Below are 14,544 nucleotides of genomic sequence, written 5' to 3'. Positions count from 1 at the left end.
GGGTAAAGCACCGGGTAATCTGCTGCCATGACCTACGGTGACGCCGCTCCTTCCGTTGCGCCTGTGTTCGGTACGGTGCTCACCGCAATGGTGACCCCATTCACGGCCGACGGGAAGTTGGATATCGACGCAGGCGTTCGGCTCGCGCATCATCTCGTCGAACAGGGAAACGACGGGCTGGTGCTGGCCGGGACGACGGGTGAGTCGCCCACCACCACCGAGAACGAGAAGCTCGAACTGTTGCGTGCCGTGATCGCGGCCGTCGGACATCGGGCTCGGATCATCGCCGGGGCCGGAAGCAACGACACCGCGCACAGCGTCGAACTCGCCCGTGATGCCGCTCGCGCCGGTGCGCACGGCCTGCTCGTGGTCACCCCGTACTACTCCAGGCCGCCGCAAGCGGGCCTCTACGCCCACTTCACTGCGGTCGCCAGCGCGACCGATCTGCCTGTGATGCTGTACGACATTCCGCCTCGATCGGTCGTTCCCATCGAGACCGAGACACTGCGTCGGCTCGCCGAGCACCCCCGCATCCTTGCCGTCAAGGATGCCAAGGGCGATCTCAACGCCGGTGCCGAACTGATCGCATCGACCGGTCTGCAGTTCTACTCCGGAGACGACCCACTGAACCTGCCCTGGCTCTCCGTCGGTGCCACTGGGTTCGTCAGCGTCATCGGGCACCTCGTTCCGGCCCGTCTGCGCGAACTGCACACCGCATTCATGATGGGCGACATCGCCCGCGCCCAAGCGATCAACGTCAGCCTCATCCCGGTCATCCGTTCGGTGGCACGCCTCGGCGGCGTCAGCGCATCGAAGGCAGGCCTGCGCCTCATCGGACTCGATGTCGGCGAACCACGACTTCCCCAGGTGCCACCGAGCATCGATCACATCGAATTGCTCGCAGCCGAGCTGCGGGCGGCAGGAGTTCTTGTATGACACGACCCAACAGATCGCGCGGACGCGCAACCCGAAACGCCGGACCGCCGTCCGAGCGGCCGGCTGCGAAGCAGGGCCAACCTTCTGGTGCCCGCCAGGGCAAGCCGATGGTGCAGAATTCCGCTCGGACGCAGCGTCCCGACAAGCGTCGTGAGTTCGACCCGACAGAGCGTCTCGGCACACCGCCGAAGGCCCCGTTCAAGGGCCTCCGAGTGGTCGCTCTGGGCGGAATCGGCGAGATCGGTCGCAACATGACCGTCTTCGAGCATCAGGGCAAGATGCTGATCATCGACTGTGGCGTCCTGTTCCCCGAGGACCAGCAGCCGGGTGTCGACCTGATCCTGCCCGACTTCCGGCACATCGAGAACCGCATGGCCGACGTCGAGGCCGTGGTTCTGACACACGGTCACGAGGACCACATCGGCGCTATCCCGTTCCTGCTGCGCCTGCGTCCCGACCTGCCCGTCGTCGGATCCAAGTTCACCCTCGCGCTGGTTGCGGCCAAGTGCCGTGAGCACCGGCTGCGGCCGAACCTCGTCGAGGTGATCGAGGGCCAGCACACGCAGCACGGGCCGTTCGACTGCGAGTACTTCGCCGTCAACCACTCCATTCCCGACGCTCTTGCGATCGCCATCAGGACCGATGCCGGTCTGGTGCTGCACACCGGAGACATCAAGCTCGATCAGTTGCCGCTCGACGGGCGCCTCACCGACCTGGCCGGTTTCTCACGGCTCGGTGACGAGGGAGTGGACCTGTTTCTGGTCGACTCCACCAATGCCGAGGTGCCCGGATTCGTCACGCCGGAACGGGAGATCGGCGGTGTGCTCGACACCGTCATCGGCAAAGCGAAGCAGCGCGTCATCGTCGCGTCGTTCGCCAGTCACGTGCACCGCATTCAGCAGGTCATCGACGTGGCCGAGCGATACAACCGTCGGGTGGCGTTCGTCGGTCGTTCGATGGTGCGCAACATGCAGATCGCCCAGGATCTGGGCTACCTGCGGGTGCCCGACGGACTCGAGGTCACTGTCGATACCGCCGCGACACTCCCGGACGACCGGTTGGTGCTCATCTCCACCGGCTCGCAGGGCGAACCACTGTCGGCGCTCTCGCGCATGGCCCGCGGCGAGCACCGTCAGATCAACGTCAAGGCCAACGATCTCGTGGTGTTGGCGTCGTCGCTGATTCCGGGCAACGAAAACTCCGTGTTCGCCGTGGTCAACGGCCTCGCCAAGCGTGGCGCGACCGTCGTGACGCAGCAGAACGCGAAGGTGCACGTCTCGGGTCACGCATCGGCAGGCGAGTTGCTGTACCTCTACAACGCAGTGCGGCCGACAAACGCCATGCCGGTGCACGGCGAGTGGCGTCACCTGCGGGCCAACGCGGCGCTGGCGAAGGCGACCGGCGTGTCCGAGGACCGGATCGTGCTCGCCGAGGACGGCGTGGTGGTCGACATGGTCGACGGGCTCGCCGAGATCGTCGGGCAGGTCCCGGTCGGTCACGTGTACGTGGACGGCTTGTCGGTCGGCGATGTCGGAGATTCGACGCTGTCGGATCGTCTCGTGCTCGGCGAGGGCGGCTTCATCGCGATCAGCGTTGCCGTCGATTCGGCCACCGGCCGTGCAGTGACCGCACCCGAGGTGTCCGGTCGCGGCTTCTCCGACGACCCGGCGGCCCTGAAGGAAGCCGGGCAACTCGTGGAGGCCGAACTGCAGCGGCTGGCCTCGGACGGTGTGTCCGATACCCACCGGATCGCTCAGGCCGTCCGCCGCGTCGTGGGCCGATGGGTAGCGGACAAGTACCGGCGCAAGCCGATGATCGTTCCGACGATCATCGCGGTCAAGCCGCAACCGCAGTCCTAGAGTTCAGACGAGCAGTCGCCAGAGGCCGATGAGGCCGAGGACGACGATGGCACCGCGCAGGGCCGCCGGCGACAGCCGGCGGCCGTAGCGTGCTCCTACCGCTCCGCCGATGAGGGAGCCGACCGCGATCAGACCGGCGGCCTGCCAGCTGATGTCGTCGAACCGAAAGATCGTGAAAGCAACTGCTGCAACGATATTGACGACGAGCGAGAGCAAGTTCTTGGCAGCGTTCATGCGCTGCATCGTTTCGGGGAGCAGCGCGCCCATCACTCCGATGAGCAGGATTCCTTGTGCTGCAGTGAAATAGCCGCCGTAGATGCCGACCAGCAGAGTGCCGACGGTGACCAGCGCCATGCGGCCGCGGCCGATGTGGCCGGCCGCCTTACCTGCCGCCTCGGACCGACGTTTGGCCCAGGCCTGGATCTTCGGTTGTGCGACAACGAGAATCAACGCACCGATGAGCAACACCGGAACGACAGAGGCAAACACTTTCTCGGGCAGATGCAACAGCAGCCAGGCGCCACCGAGCGCGCCGAAGAACGATGCAGGAAGCTGCCAACGCAGCCGGTGCCATTGCCCACGAAGTTCCCGGCGATACCCCCAGGTGCCCGAGACGCTTCCCGCCACCAGTCCGATGGCGTTGGACATCGTGGCGACAACCGGGGGATAGCCGAACGCGACCAGGGTGGGGAACGTGATCAACGTGCCCGAACCGACGACGGCGTTGATTGCACCGGCCCCGAGGCCGGCGAGCAAGATGACGAGAACTTCCGATACCGGCACTGTTGGGAGGTTACCCAGACGAAGGAGTAGGTCTCGCGGCAGGATGCCGCTCATACGATGTAGCCGTAGCCTGGAGTAGGTGAGCCTTGCCCAGGATGAACGATCCCAGCTTGTTCGGACCCTTCTCGACGTCGGTCCCGATGCCCCGACACTGTGCGGTGAGTGGACCGCTGCCGATCTGGCCGCGCACCTCGTCGTTCGTGAACGGCGACTCGATGCGTCGCCGGGTATCTTTCTCGGCCCCCTGTCCGGATACACGGAGCGGGTTCAGCGTTCCGTCGCGAATCGACCATTCGCGTCGGTGGTCGAGGACGTTCGCACCGGGCCGCCGATGTGGTCGCCGTTCGCCCTGCTGGATCCGCTGATCAACCTCGGCGAGATGTTCGTCCATCACGAGGATCTTCGCCGCGCGGAAGGAAAGTGGACCCGACGGGTTCTGCCCAGCGCGGTCGAGTCCCGACTGTGGCCCCAGGTTCGGTTCATCGGACGAGCAGGGCACCGCTCGGCATCGGTTCCGGTGCATGTTCGCACCCCCGACGGCCGACGGGCCACCTTCAAGGGTGGCTCGGGCCCGGGTGTGACAGTGGTGGGGGAGCCCTCCGAACTCCTTCTCTATGCGTTCGGTCGGGACGAGGTAGAGGTCGTGTACGAGGGTTCGGCGAACGATGTCGCCGCGGTGAAGGCGCTCGACCTGAGTTTCTGAAGCACATCCCCTCGCTGTTACTGGTGTTGCGGATGGTTTCGACGGGGCTGTTGCGACTAGCCTGGGGGCATGGCAGGAAAGACCAGCACCTCCACCGCCAGGGCCGGATCCAGCGGATCCGGCTCCTCGCGCGCGTCCGGTACCTCTCGTAAGTCCGGTACCGGCCGCACGGCTCGAACCGTCACGACACCCAAGAAGCCGACCGCACCGCGCAACCCGGCGACCACGCGGGCAAGCGCATCGTCTCGCGGTAAGGCACCCGCGAGAGGTGCGGCGTCGCGGCGGCCCCCCGCGAAGAAGAAGTCCCGCGGTGCGCTCGACGCGATCGGTCGCGGAATCGCGTCCACGTGGTCGATGGCGGCTCGGGGTGTCGGTGCCACGACACGCACCGTCAGCAAGGCCGCGGACATCGAGCACGGTCACCGACGTGACGGCATCGCCCTCGGGCTCATCGCCGTCAGCGTCGTCGTCGCCGCAAGCGTCTGGTTCAGTGCCGGCGGCCCGGTCGGTGAGTGGATCGAGGTAGGGATCCGTGCCGTCATCGGCGACGCCGGCTACGTCGCACCCGTGCTGGGGGTCGCGATCGCCGTCGTGCTGATGCGTTCCGAGCCTCGCCCCGAGGTCAGACCACGCCTTGTCCTGGGCTCGATACTGCTGGGCTTGCCCGTTCTCGGGCTGTGGCACATGGCGGCGGGGTCACCGACCGACGCCACCGGCCGGTCCGAAGGAGCGGGCTTCGTCGGCTACGTTGCGGGAGGACCCATCGCCGACGGCCTGACGGTGTGGCTCGCCGTACCGTTGCTGCTGCTCGCCGGCCTGTTCGGCGTGCTGCTGCTCACCGGCACCACGGTACGAGACGTACCGGACCGGATGCGGGCACTGTTCGGTACCGACAGTCGAGGCGACGAATACGACGAGTACGACCCGGCCGATTTCGGTTCGGAATTCGGCGACGAGGGCTACGGCGACTACGACTCGAACTTCGACGCCGACGGATACCCGGTGCACGGCACCACCGACCCGTACGACAACTACCCGACCGAGGAGTACATCCCGGTCGTCAAGCCATCACGCGCTCGCAAGACCCCTGCACCGGCACCGGAGGCCCCCACCGAGGTCATGACGCCTGCCGCGGCCGCACCGGTCCCGGTGCCCGAGCCTGCCGCGCCCCCGCGGCCGAAGCCCAAGCCGATCGTCAAGGCCGCCGAACCCAAGCCGGCTGCCGACGACGACAAGATCGTCGTCGATCGCGTCGTCGACGGCGACTACACGCTGCCGTCGTTGTCGCTGCTCATCGACGGTGATCCGCCCAAGACGCGCAGCCAGGCGAACGACGCGATGATCGAGGCCATCTCCGAGGTACTCGAGCAGTTCAAGATCGACGCTGCGGTCACCGGATTCACCCGCGGACCGACGGTCACCCGCTACGAGGTGGAGCTCGGACCGGGCGTCAAGGTCGAGAAGATCACTGCGCTGGCTCGCAACATCGCCTACGCGGTCGCGACCGACAACGTGCGATTGCTCGCCCCGATCCCCGGCAAGTCCGCCGTCGGTATCGAGGTGCCGAACTCGGATCGCGAGATGGTCCGCCTCGCCGATGTGCTGACCGCCCCGTCGACCCGCAAGGATCACCACCCTCTGGTGATCGGCCTCGGCAAGGACATCGAAGGCGATTTCGTCAGTGCCAACCTGGCGAAGATGCCGCACCTGCTGGTGGCGGGATCCACCGGTTCGGGTAAATCGAGCTTCGTGAACTCGATGCTCGTGTCGCTGCTGGCACGGGCGACACCCGACGAGGTCCGGATGATTCTGATCGACCCGAAGATGGTCGAGTTGACGCCGTACGAGGGCATCCCGCACCTCATCACGCCGATCATCACGCAGCCGAAGAAGGCTGCCGCGGCCCTGGCCTGGCTCGTCGAGGAGATGGAGCAGCGCTACCAGGACATGCAGATCAACAAGGTCCGGCACATCGACGACTTCAACAAGAAGGTGCGGTCCGGCGAGATCACCGCACCGTTGGGCAGCGAGCGCGTCTACCGGCCGTACCCCTACATCCTGGCCATCGTCGACGAGCTTGCCGACCTGATGATGACTGCTCCTCGCGACGTCGAGGAAGCGATCGTGCGCATCACCCAGAAGGCGCGCGCCGCAGGTATCCACCTGGTGCTCGCCACGCAGCGTCCGTCCGTCGACGTCGTCACCGGTCTGATCAAGACGAACGTGCCCTCACGTCTGGCGTTCGCCACGTCGTCGTTGACCGACTCGCGAGTCATCCTCGATCAGCCCGGAGCCGAAAAATTGATCGGCATGGGCGACGCGCTGTTCCTGCCGATGGGTGCGGGCAAGCCGACGCGTCTGCAGGGTGCGTTCATCACGGACGAGGAAATCTCGGCCGTCGTCGACTTCGCAAAGAATCAGGCCGAGCCCGAGTACAACGACACCGTCACCGCCGCGAAGGTCTCGGACAAGAAGGACGTCGACCCCGACATCGGTGACGACCTCGACGTGCTGCTGCAGGCCGTCGAACTCGTCGTCACCAGCCAGTTCGGTTCCACGTCGATGCTGCAGCGCAAGCTACGGGTCGGATTCGCCAAGGCAGGACGACTGATGGACCTCATGGAGAACCGCGGCGTCGTGGGTCCGAGCGAGGGCTCGAAAGCCCGCGAAGTACTCGTCAAGCCCGACGAACTCGACGGATTGCTGTGGTCCATCAAGGGCGGGGACCCGGACGAGCAGCCGGCGTCCGAAGAGTTCTGACGGGCTCTACACCTGCGTGAATGGACCATTGCAGCCGTCTGGGCGGTGCAATGGTCCATTCACGCAGAACGGGTGGGCGAGCAGACTCAGGCCGTGAACGCGCCCATCACCGGTGTCCATTCGCGGAAGTCTGCCGACTCGATGAGGTTCTCGACCGCGAAGGGATCCTGGGCGAACAGTGATTCCACGGATGCGGCGTCCGTGCCATCCACGAGCAGCAGAGCGCCGCTGTCGTCGGCGAACGGGCCACTGGAGACGAGCGTCTTCTTCTCCAACAAGTCGGCCAGCCACGCCCGGTGTGCGGCGCGATGGGTGTCGCGGCCCTCGGTGGTCGTGGGGGAGTACGTGTAGGTGACGGCGATCAGGGGCATGGAGCTCACTTCCGGATTCGAGGGGTGTCCGGAGAATTCTGTCAGAGCGAGAGCAGCATGCGCGTGTTGCCCAATGTGTTCGGCTTGACGTAGCTCAGGTCGAGAAACTCTGCGACGCCGGTGTCGTAGGACCGGCACATCTCCGCGTACACCTCGGCAGTGACGGGCGTTCCCTCGATTTCGGAGAAGCCGTGCCGGGCGAAGAAATCCACTTCGAAGGTCAGCACGAACACCTTCTGCAGCGCCAGCTCGCGTGCCACCTCGATGAGTTTGGCGACGATCAGGTGGCCGGCTCCGTGCCCCTTGGCTGCGGGGTCGACTGCCACCGTGCGTACCTCACCCAGGTCTGCCCAGAGCACGTGCAGAGCTCCGCATCCGATGACTTCGCCTGCGCGCTCGGCAATCCAGAACTCCTGCACTGCCTCGTACAGCGTCACCAGGTTCTTCTCGAGCAGGATTCGGCCCGCGTAGATGTCGATCAGCCGCTTGATCTCGGGAATGTCGGAGGTTCGGGCTCGACGCACGACCAGGGTGGCGTCGCCGATGGACGTGCCGTCCACGGTGTCGGAATACTCGTCGGATTCGGGATCGGCAGTGTCGCGACTCGCCCGATTCGGCCCAGAAGTCATGTGGTGAACAGTAGTCACCGATGCAACCGATAAACTTTCCGTGTGTCGTTCAGCGAGCAGTGTCCCCGTCTCGACGGGTCGGTGCTGCCCGAACGCCGACACACCATCGAAGGCCCGGTCCGCGGCCGAGAAGCGGCTTCGTGACCGGCCCGACAGCGCCGGGCCACGGTGTTCCGCCCGGCGGTGCCTCGCCCAGTGCGGGGCTGCCGCACGGCAACGCTGCTCCGGGCGGATCGGACGCCGTCCCGCTGCTCAACATCGCCAATGTGTTGACCGTGCTGCGCATCGCTCTGGTTCCGGTCTTTCTTGCGGCACTCTTCGTCGGAGACGGTCACGACACCTCGTGGCGGTTGGCGGCGACGGCGATCTTCGCCGCAGCGGCCATCACCGACCGGATCGACGGCCAACTCGCCCGCAAGTACGGACTCGTCACCGATTTCGGGAAGATGGCCGACCCCATCGCCGACAAGGCGCTGATCGGCGCTGCCCTCGTCGGACTGTCGATGTTGGGCGATCTGTCCTGGTGGGTGACGGCGATCATCGGGGTACGCGAAATAGGCATCACCGCTGTCCGGTTCGCCGTCATTCGTCACGGAGTCATTCCGGCCGGTCGTGGCGGCAAGGTCAAGACACTGGTCCAGACATTCGCGATCGGCGTGTATCTGTGTCCGCTGCCCAGCGCAGTCGATCCAGTGGCGGTGGCGCTGATGGCTCTGGCGGTTCTGCTGACCGTGTACACCGGCCTGGACTACGTGGTTCAGGCGATTCGGTTGCGCCGGGGTGTGTCCTCGGTGTGAGTGCATTCGACGGGCGTCCACGAGGCGATGCGGGAAGTTACAGTTCTGACAGCCGTGTCGGAGCCCCTTCGGCACGTGTCGGAGGCGACGGGCATATAGGGTCGGGAACCAATCGGGCCGGCTGGGACGTTGACCCTACGACGGCTCCGAACGAACGATACGAACGTGGTCGTCTCGACGGCACAGTCGTCGGCAACAGCACCAACGAGGAGGAGCGAGATGGCGCTGCTATTGCGTGAAGCACTCGGCGACAGTTTGCGGCGTACTCGCGTCGCACAGAGCCGCACCCTGCGTGAAGTCTCGAACACCGCGCGCGTGAGCCTCGGCTACCTCTCCGAGGTGGAGCGTGGTCGCAAGGAAGCGTCGAGCGAACTGCTCGCAGCGATCTGCGATGCTCTCGCCGTTCCTCTCTCCGACGTGATGAGCGACGTGAGTATCACGCTGTCGGATGCATCCACCGCTGCTGTCCGTGCCGAGGAATCGGCTGTGGCCACCCGCATCGACGGAGATACACGAGTCGTGATTCCGGCACCTGCTGCCAGAGCTCTCGCCGCCGCCTAAGATCGAACGAGTAGCCGAAGTCGGCTGCCGGCCCCACCGAATCACCCGAACATCACTGCACTGACAGGTTCATTTCGGTCACTGCGACAGCAGCCGACCCGTACGCGGCCACCGCGGCGCAACAGATGGAGGCAGGACCACCCCATGGCTAATCCTTTCGTCAAGGCCTGGAAATACATGATGGCGCTCTTCAATTCCAAGATCGACGAGAAGGCCGACCCCAAGGTTCAGATTCAGCAGGCGATCGAAGACGCGCAGCGGCAGCACCAGGCGCTGTCTCAGCAGGCGGCGTCCGTCATCGGCAATCAGCGTCAGCTCGAGATGAAGCTCAGCAGGCAGCTGGACGAGGTCGAGAAGCTCAACGCCAACGCGCGTCAGGCCGTGACGCTGGCCGATCAGGCCGCTACTGCGGGTGACGTCGAGAAGGCCACCCAGTACACCAACGCGGCCGAGGCGTTCGCGGCCCAGCTCGTGACCGCCGAGCAGAGCGTCGAGGATCTCAAGGTTCTGCACGACCAGTCTCTGCAGGCCGCCACGCAGGCCAAGAAGGCCGTCGAGCAGAACGCGATGGCCCTGCAATCGAAGGTCGCCGAGCGCACCAAACTGCTCAGCCAGCTCGAGCAGGCGAAGATGCAGGAGAAGGTCAGCGAATCGCTGCGCTCGATGGACAGCACGTTGTCGGCACCGGGAAACACCCCGAGTCTCGATGCGGTACGCGACAAGATCGAGCGTCGTTACGCAGACGCGCTCGGTTCCGCCGAGCTCGCTCAGAACTCCGTGTCCGGACGCATGCTCGAGGTTCAGCAGGCATCTGTGCAGATGGCCGGTCACAGCCGGCTCGAGCAGATCCGTGCCTCCATGGCCGGTGACTCCCTGCCCACGGGTAATTCCGCCGCCAAGCCGTCGATCGCCAAGGCCCCGGACGCAACGCCCGAGCCGCCGGCACAGGCGTGATCGACCGAACGCGAAGTTCGTTCGAGTAGACAGTAGTTCCGACGCATGAGCAACAAGAATCACGAACCCGGCCGGTCGCGTAAGCGGCCGGCCGTTTCGCTGGACAGGGAGACGGTGACAGCCGCCGTTGCCGAATCCGGAGCGGTGGTCCGGTCTCTGGCCGAGACAGCGCGGGCCGCAGGAACCTCACTGCTCGATGCCGCCGGCCGTCGTAAGGATCCACGTGCCAAGCACCTGAAGAAGATTCGACGGGCTCGCCGGCGAAGTATCAGGTTCGGGGCCGCGTCGACGACCACTGCGGTGAGTACTGCGGGGATCGCAGCCTTGTCGGCTCCGGAATGGACTCTGTTCGTCGGTGGTGGTTCTGCCGCGCTCTTGGCCGTTCCTGCTGTGTTCGCCTTCGGTCGTTTGCGGCGACTGCGAGGTCAACCGGTTCCGGTGGGACTGCCCGGCAGGCGTTCGTTACCGCAGCGTGGATCTGCCGCCTTCGAGCCGATGTCACGTTTGGCAGGCGCAGAGCAGAGTCTGTTCGAGCTGCTCGGAATTCTGGCGCGATCGGGCACCATCGCCGCCGAGGACGTCGAAGAGATGATCGGCGTTGCCTCGGATGCGGTGAGGGGCTTGGAAGGTGTTGCCGTCGATATTGCGGCCCTCGAACGTGCGGGAGCGGCAAGCTCGTCGACACGCACGCATCTGCGGCCCGGAATCGAGGCTGCGGCAAGCGATCTCGCTGCCGGAGTGGATCAGTACGAGGATCTCGTCGCCGCTGCAGCACGGATGACCGGACCGGCCGGGTCCACGTCGAAGAACGTGGTGGAATCTCATCGCCGAGAATTGTTGTCTGCCACCGATCGACTGCAAGGGTGGGCCGACGCGCTCACCGAACTCGACGAAATCCGGTCACGACACCGGTGAGAAGATCAGGGTTCACCCCGATGTGTTCGCCGTGATCGGCTGCCAGTATCGACATAACGCGATACGACCCGGTGCGCGTCACACGGTAGGAGCCGTTCATGTTCTGGAAAATTCTCGGATTCATCGTTCTCGTCTGGATCGCACTTGCCTTGCTGGGCAGCATCATCAAGGGCTTGTTCTGGTTGGTCGTGGCCGGGGCCATCGTCTTCGGGCTGGTGTGGCTGTACAAGGCCATCTCCTCCGGTCACGACCGTTCGTCGCTGAAATACTGACTGCCGACCGCGTTACGTGCGCAGTGGGGAATCCGCTCCGACGAACACTCGCAACGCACGCGGCACGCATTCGATCGTGACGGGTAATTCTGCGATGCGTTCGCCGTCTGCGTACGCCACCATGTCGTCGCAGTGCACTGTCACGTTCCGGGCGCTGTAGACCTCGACCTCCGGAAGGTCGACGTGGGCACCCCGATACAACGTCGGCGACAGCGCAAGCAATCGCGTTCGACTCACATCCCGGACGACAGTGATGGCGAACAGCCCGTCGTCCACTCGTGCGGTCGGGCAGATGGCCATGCCGCCGCCGTAGCTGCTGCCATTTCCGACGGCGACGAGAACGGCATCCAGGTGCAGCTCGGCGTCATCCAATTCTATTGTGTAAGAAAGTGTTCGGAGAGCAGCCAACTGCAATATCATGGCCGCGTTGTACCGCACCGGGCCGGCAAGCCACTGCAGGCGGCCGGCGCGCTCGGTGACCAGTGAATCGAAGCCGCTCGACAGGACCGTACCGAACCAGCGCGTCCCGACCCTACCGAGATCTATCGACGTCACGACTCCGTCGACCACGAGATCCGCTGCGCGGGTGGGATCGTCGAGGGGGACCCCGAGCGTCCGGGCCAAATCGTTGCCTGTGCCCGCAGGAATCAGTCCGAGCGGAGTGTCGGTTTCCGCGATCACCTGTAACGCGAGATTGACGACCCCGTCGCCGCCCACGGCAACGACGGCATCCGTCCCGCACCCGACGGCTCGCTTCAACAACTCCAGCGCATCACCCGCCGTTCGGCCCTCGACGGTCGAGACGTCGAGTTCACGCTCGCGCAGACGCGTCACGGCGCGCCGTGCTGCGTGAACTGCTCGACCACCGCCGGCCGTGGGATTGGTCAGAACGGTCACCGATCGCGTCATGCAAGCTCGAATTCGTCGGTCACTCGATCAGCTTGCCAGGGTCGAGGTTTCCTGCGCAGGTCGGCGGCGTGATCGGCACCCGACAATGGCACCGAAGAATACGGACGGACGGGCCGACGGTCACTGTGCAACACGGTGTCGCTGTTACTGTGAGGTATAGTAACGACACGAAATGTTTCCGAGTGAAGTACTTTACTTCCGACCGTTGTGCGAAGGGTGATCTGTGATCGAGCAGCAGGTGTCGACTCCCGCCTCGGTCGAGTCCTCCCTGGAGGCAGCACCCGAGAAGTCGGTGGAGGACACCGTTCTCGACGCCGCACGCTCGTGCATCCTCGAACGAGGAGTCAAGCGCACGACCCTCGCCGAGATCGCACGACGCGCCAAAGTCAGCAGGCCCACGGTGTATCGGCGGTGGGCCGATACCCGAGCAGTGGTGTCGAGCCTGCTCACCCGTGAGATCGCTGCCCTGATTCCCGACTTCGACGCCACCGCGTCCGGACGCGAGCAGATCGTCGTTGCTGTGGTTCAGGCGGGAGATCGAATAAGGCAGCATCCGCTGTTCGTCAAGATTCTGCGGTCGGACTCGGACGTGCTCGCGACCTACATTCTGCACCGCCTCGGTACCAGCCAATCGTTGATCATCGATGCGGTTGCGCGTCTTGTCGAAGCGGGACAACGTGATTCGTCGATCCGCGACGGGGATCCGAATACCCTGGCGACGCTCGTCCTGCTCATGGTCCAGTCCGCCGTCCAGTCCGCCGAGATGGTGTCCGAACGGGTTCCGGGTGGCGAGGTGGTACGCCAGATGGCGGACGCCGTCGACGCCTACCTTCGTCCCGACAAAGCCTGACCGTCGGTGCCGCTGCCCGGCACGATCGGTGATCGTCCAGCGCGGCGATGTGGCACGCTGAGCGCGTGCGAGTAGCAGTGGTGGCCGGCCCGGACCCAGGACATGCGTTTCCCGCTATCGCCTTGTCGCTGTTGTTCGAGCGGGCGGGTGACGATCCGGTCCTGTTCACCGGAAGCCGGTGGGTCGGCGACGCCAGAGCGGCCGGTCTTCGCACGCTCCCACTGGGTGGCCTGCTGCCGCGACCGGAGGACGACGATCTCGATGCCGGGCAGCGCATTCATTCGCGCGCAGCCTTTGTCGCGACAGAACTGTTGCCGGACCTCGAGCGCGAGAACGTCGATCTGGTGGTCTCCGATATTCTCACGGCCGGAGGCGGAATGGCTGCCGAGCGATTGGGAATTCCCTGGGTCGAGCTCTCGCCCCACCCGCTGTATTCGCCATCGAAGGGGTTGCCGCCCATCGGAAGTGGGCTCGCGCCCGGACGCGGTGTTCGGGGTCGTCTTCGCGATACGGTGATGCGCGCGTTGACGGCGCGCTCTATCGCCCGCGGGCAGCAACAGCGCGCCGACGCCCGAGTGAGCATCGGACTACCCGCACGCGATCCCGGGCCGGCTGCTCGGCTCATCGCCACCATTCCCGCACTCGAAGTGCCGCGGCCCGACTGGCCGGGGGATGCCCATGTGGTGGGCCCACTGCTGTGGGAGCCCACCGACGAATTGCTCGACGTCCCCGCCGGCGATACGCCGCTGGTGATGGTGGCCCCGTCGACGGCGTTCACCGGGGCCGAGGGAATGTTGGAGATGGCTCTGAAGGGATTGGACGGCACAGGCGTCCGGGTAGTGGCCTCGGTGCTCGACGGGGGGCCCGACGACGTGCCGGAATGGGCGAATGCCGGACTCGGTCGCCAGGACGAATTGCTGCGCCGCGCCGATGTCGTGGTGTGCGGAGGTGGTCACGGCATGTTGGCCAAGGCGCTCATCCACGGAGTTCCAGTGGTCACCGTGCCGGGCGGCGGCGATCAATGGGAGCTGGCGAACCGGGCCGCTCGGCAGGGGAGTGCCGTACTGGTGCGTCCCGCCACCGCGGGTGCAATTGCCGACGCCGTGTCCGCCGTGCTGTCCGACCCTCGTCATGCGGCGGCAGCGACCTCGGCGGCTGCAGGCGCGCATCACGTCGAGGATCCTGTCTCGGTCTGCCGCGAGGTGCTCGCCGGTAGCGACGCCGAGGGCGGGCGTTAGGCTGATC

General features: G+C 65.5%; 15 protein-coding genes. 11 read left to right on the top strand and 4 right to left on the bottom strand.

Translation table 11 applies throughout. The features are described from left to right. Positions 1-27: 27 nt before the first annotated feature. Positions 28-936 carry a 4-hydroxy-tetrahydrodipicolinate synthase gene (gene dapA, locus AB0O58_RS10520; RefSeq protein ID WP_008716948.1) on the top strand — a complete coding sequence of 303 codons (909 nt, stop codon included), beginning with the start codon at positions 28-30 and terminating at the stop codon, positions 934-936. Then, on the top strand, positions 933-2,795 hold the full coding sequence (locus tag AB0O58_RS10515; RefSeq protein WP_283313659.1) for a ribonuclease J: 1,863 nt from the start codon (positions 933-935) through the stop codon (positions 2,793-2,795). The genes dapA and AB0O58_RS10515 overlap by 4 nt, the downstream gene beginning before the upstream one ends. 3 nt (positions 2,796-2,798) lie before the next feature. Here AB0O58_RS10515 and AB0O58_RS10510 read toward each other — a convergent pair whose 3' ends face one another. Next, positions 2,799-3,578: a sulfite exporter TauE/SafE family protein gene (locus AB0O58_RS10510; RefSeq protein ID WP_283541482.1), complete on the bottom strand. Its 780-nt coding sequence runs from the start codon at positions 3,576-3,578 to the stop codon at positions 2,799-2,801. Positions 3,579-3,657: 79 nt separating this feature from the next. Here AB0O58_RS10510 and AB0O58_RS10505 point away from each other — a divergent pair, with 79 nt between their 5' ends. Together AB0O58_RS10505 and AB0O58_RS10500 are read left to right on the top strand one after the other, a co-directional pair. Then, complete coding sequence (locus tag AB0O58_RS10505) at positions 3,658-4,281, top strand: TIGR03085 family metal-binding protein (RefSeq protein WP_032400608.1); 624 nt, start codon at positions 3,658-3,660, stop codon at positions 4,279-4,281. A 69-nt stretch (positions 4,282-4,350) separates the two neighbouring features. Next, positions 4,351-7,041 (top strand): DNA translocase FtsK, encoded by a 2,691-nt coding sequence (locus AB0O58_RS10500; RefSeq protein WP_196251024.1) that lies wholly within the window; start codon positions 4,351-4,353, stop codon positions 7,039-7,041. An 86-nt stretch (positions 7,042-7,127) separates the two neighbouring features. Here the strand turns inward: AB0O58_RS10500 and AB0O58_RS10495 are convergent, their stop codons facing one another. Both AB0O58_RS10495 and AB0O58_RS10490 read right to left on the bottom strand, forming a co-directional pair. After that, entirely contained in the window at positions 7,128-7,412 is a 285-nt protein-coding gene (locus tag AB0O58_RS10495) for a YciI family protein (protein WP_032400212.1), read from the bottom strand. Between the two features lie 41 nt (positions 7,413-7,453). After that, the gene (locus AB0O58_RS10490; RefSeq protein ID WP_228139205.1) at positions 7,454-8,041 is read right to left on the bottom strand and encodes an amino-acid N-acetyltransferase; all 588 of its coding nucleotides are present in this window, start codon (positions 8,039-8,041) and stop codon (positions 7,454-7,456) included. 203 nt (positions 8,042-8,244) lie between these two features. On the opposite strand from AB0O58_RS10490, the gene pgsA reads away from it, so the two are divergent. From pgsA to AB0O58_RS10465, 5 genes are all read left to right on the top strand, one after another. Then, positions 8,245-8,838, top strand: coding sequence for a CDP-diacylglycerol--glycerol-3-phosphate 3-phosphatidyltransferase (gene pgsA, locus AB0O58_RS10485; protein ID WP_027496825.1), 594 nt, complete (start codon positions 8,245-8,247; stop codon positions 8,836-8,838). A gap of 219 nt (positions 8,839-9,057) precedes the next feature. After that, complete coding sequence (locus AB0O58_RS10480) at positions 9,058-9,399, top strand: helix-turn-helix transcriptional regulator (protein WP_027496826.1); 342 nt, start codon at positions 9,058-9,060, stop codon at positions 9,397-9,399. Positions 9,400-9,543: 144 nt separating this feature from the next. Beyond that, on the top strand, positions 9,544-10,353 hold the full coding sequence (locus AB0O58_RS10475; RefSeq protein ID WP_027496827.1) for a PspA/IM30 family protein: 810 nt from the start codon (positions 9,544-9,546) through the stop codon (positions 10,351-10,353). Between the two features lie 45 nt (positions 10,354-10,398). Continuing rightward, the gene (locus tag AB0O58_RS10470; protein WP_230591973.1) at positions 10,399-11,268 is read left to right on the top strand and encodes a hypothetical protein; all 870 of its coding nucleotides are present in this window, start codon (positions 10,399-10,401) and stop codon (positions 11,266-11,268) included. A 98-nt stretch (positions 11,269-11,366) separates the two neighbouring features. Next, positions 11,367-11,540 (top strand): hypothetical protein, encoded by a 174-nt coding sequence (locus tag AB0O58_RS10465; protein WP_027496829.1) that lies wholly within the window; start codon positions 11,367-11,369, stop codon positions 11,538-11,540. 12 nt (positions 11,541-11,552) lie between these two features. Here AB0O58_RS10465 and AB0O58_RS10460 read toward each other — a convergent pair whose 3' ends face one another. Then, the gene (locus AB0O58_RS10460; RefSeq protein WP_057474059.1) at positions 11,553-12,449 is read right to left on the bottom strand and encodes a diacylglycerol kinase; all 897 of its coding nucleotides are present in this window, start codon (positions 12,447-12,449) and stop codon (positions 11,553-11,555) included. A gap of 223 nt (positions 12,450-12,672) precedes the next feature. Between AB0O58_RS10460 and AB0O58_RS10455 the strand changes: the two genes are divergently transcribed. Further along, complete coding sequence (locus tag AB0O58_RS10455) at positions 12,673-13,299, top strand: TetR/AcrR family transcriptional regulator (RefSeq protein ID WP_230595123.1); 627 nt, start codon at positions 12,673-12,675, stop codon at positions 13,297-13,299. A 65-nt stretch (positions 13,300-13,364) separates the two neighbouring features. Continuing rightward, positions 13,365-14,537 carry a nucleotide disphospho-sugar-binding domain-containing protein gene (locus tag AB0O58_RS10450; protein WP_032366617.1) on the top strand — a complete coding sequence of 391 codons (1,173 nt, stop codon included), beginning with the start codon at positions 13,365-13,367 and terminating at the stop codon, positions 14,535-14,537. Positions 14,538-14,544 lie beyond the last annotated feature (7 nt).

Source organism: Rhodococcus sp. NPDC080181, from assembly GCF_040702225.1.
Taxonomy (GTDB): domain Bacteria; phylum Actinomycetota; class Actinomycetes; order Mycobacteriales; family Mycobacteriaceae; genus Rhodococcoides; species Rhodococcoides fascians.
The sequence above is the reverse complement of the archived record's forward strand: the minus strand, read 5'-3'. Positions and strand labels throughout refer to the sequence as shown.

Excerpts from the sequence above, each read along its gene's own strand:
- dapA (WP_008716948.1), top strand. The coding sequence starts at position 28 with ATGACCTACGGTGACGCCGCTCCTTCCGTTGCGCCTGTGTTCGGTACG.
- AB0O58_RS10515 (WP_283313659.1), top strand. The coding sequence starts at position 933 with ATGACACGACCCAACAGATCGCGCGGACGCGCAACCCGAAACGCCGGA.
- AB0O58_RS10500 (WP_196251024.1), top strand. The coding sequence starts at position 4,351 with ATGGCAGGAAAGACCAGCACCTCCACCGCCAGGGCCGGATCCAGCGGA.
- AB0O58_RS10495 (WP_032400212.1), bottom strand. The coding sequence starts at position 7,412 with ATGCCCCTGATCGCCGTCACCTACACGTACTCCCCCACGACCACCGAG.
- AB0O58_RS10490 (WP_228139205.1), bottom strand. The coding sequence starts at position 8,041 with ATGACTTCTGGGCCGAATCGGGCGAGTCGCGACACTGCCGATCCCGAA.
- AB0O58_RS10480 (WP_027496826.1), top strand. The coding sequence starts at position 9,058 with ATGGCGCTGCTATTGCGTGAAGCACTCGGCGACAGTTTGCGGCGTACT.
- AB0O58_RS10475 (WP_027496827.1), top strand. The coding sequence starts at position 9,544 with ATGGCTAATCCTTTCGTCAAGGCCTGGAAATACATGATGGCGCTCTTC.
- AB0O58_RS10470 (WP_230591973.1), top strand. The coding sequence starts at position 10,399 with ATGAGCAACAAGAATCACGAACCCGGCCGGTCGCGTAAGCGGCCGGCC.
- AB0O58_RS10465 (WP_027496829.1), top strand. The coding sequence starts at position 11,367 with ATGTTCTGGAAAATTCTCGGATTCATCGTTCTCGTCTGGATCGCACTT.
- AB0O58_RS10460 (WP_057474059.1), bottom strand. The coding sequence starts at position 12,449 with ATGACGCGATCGGTGACCGTTCTGACCAATCCCACGGCCGGCGGTGGT.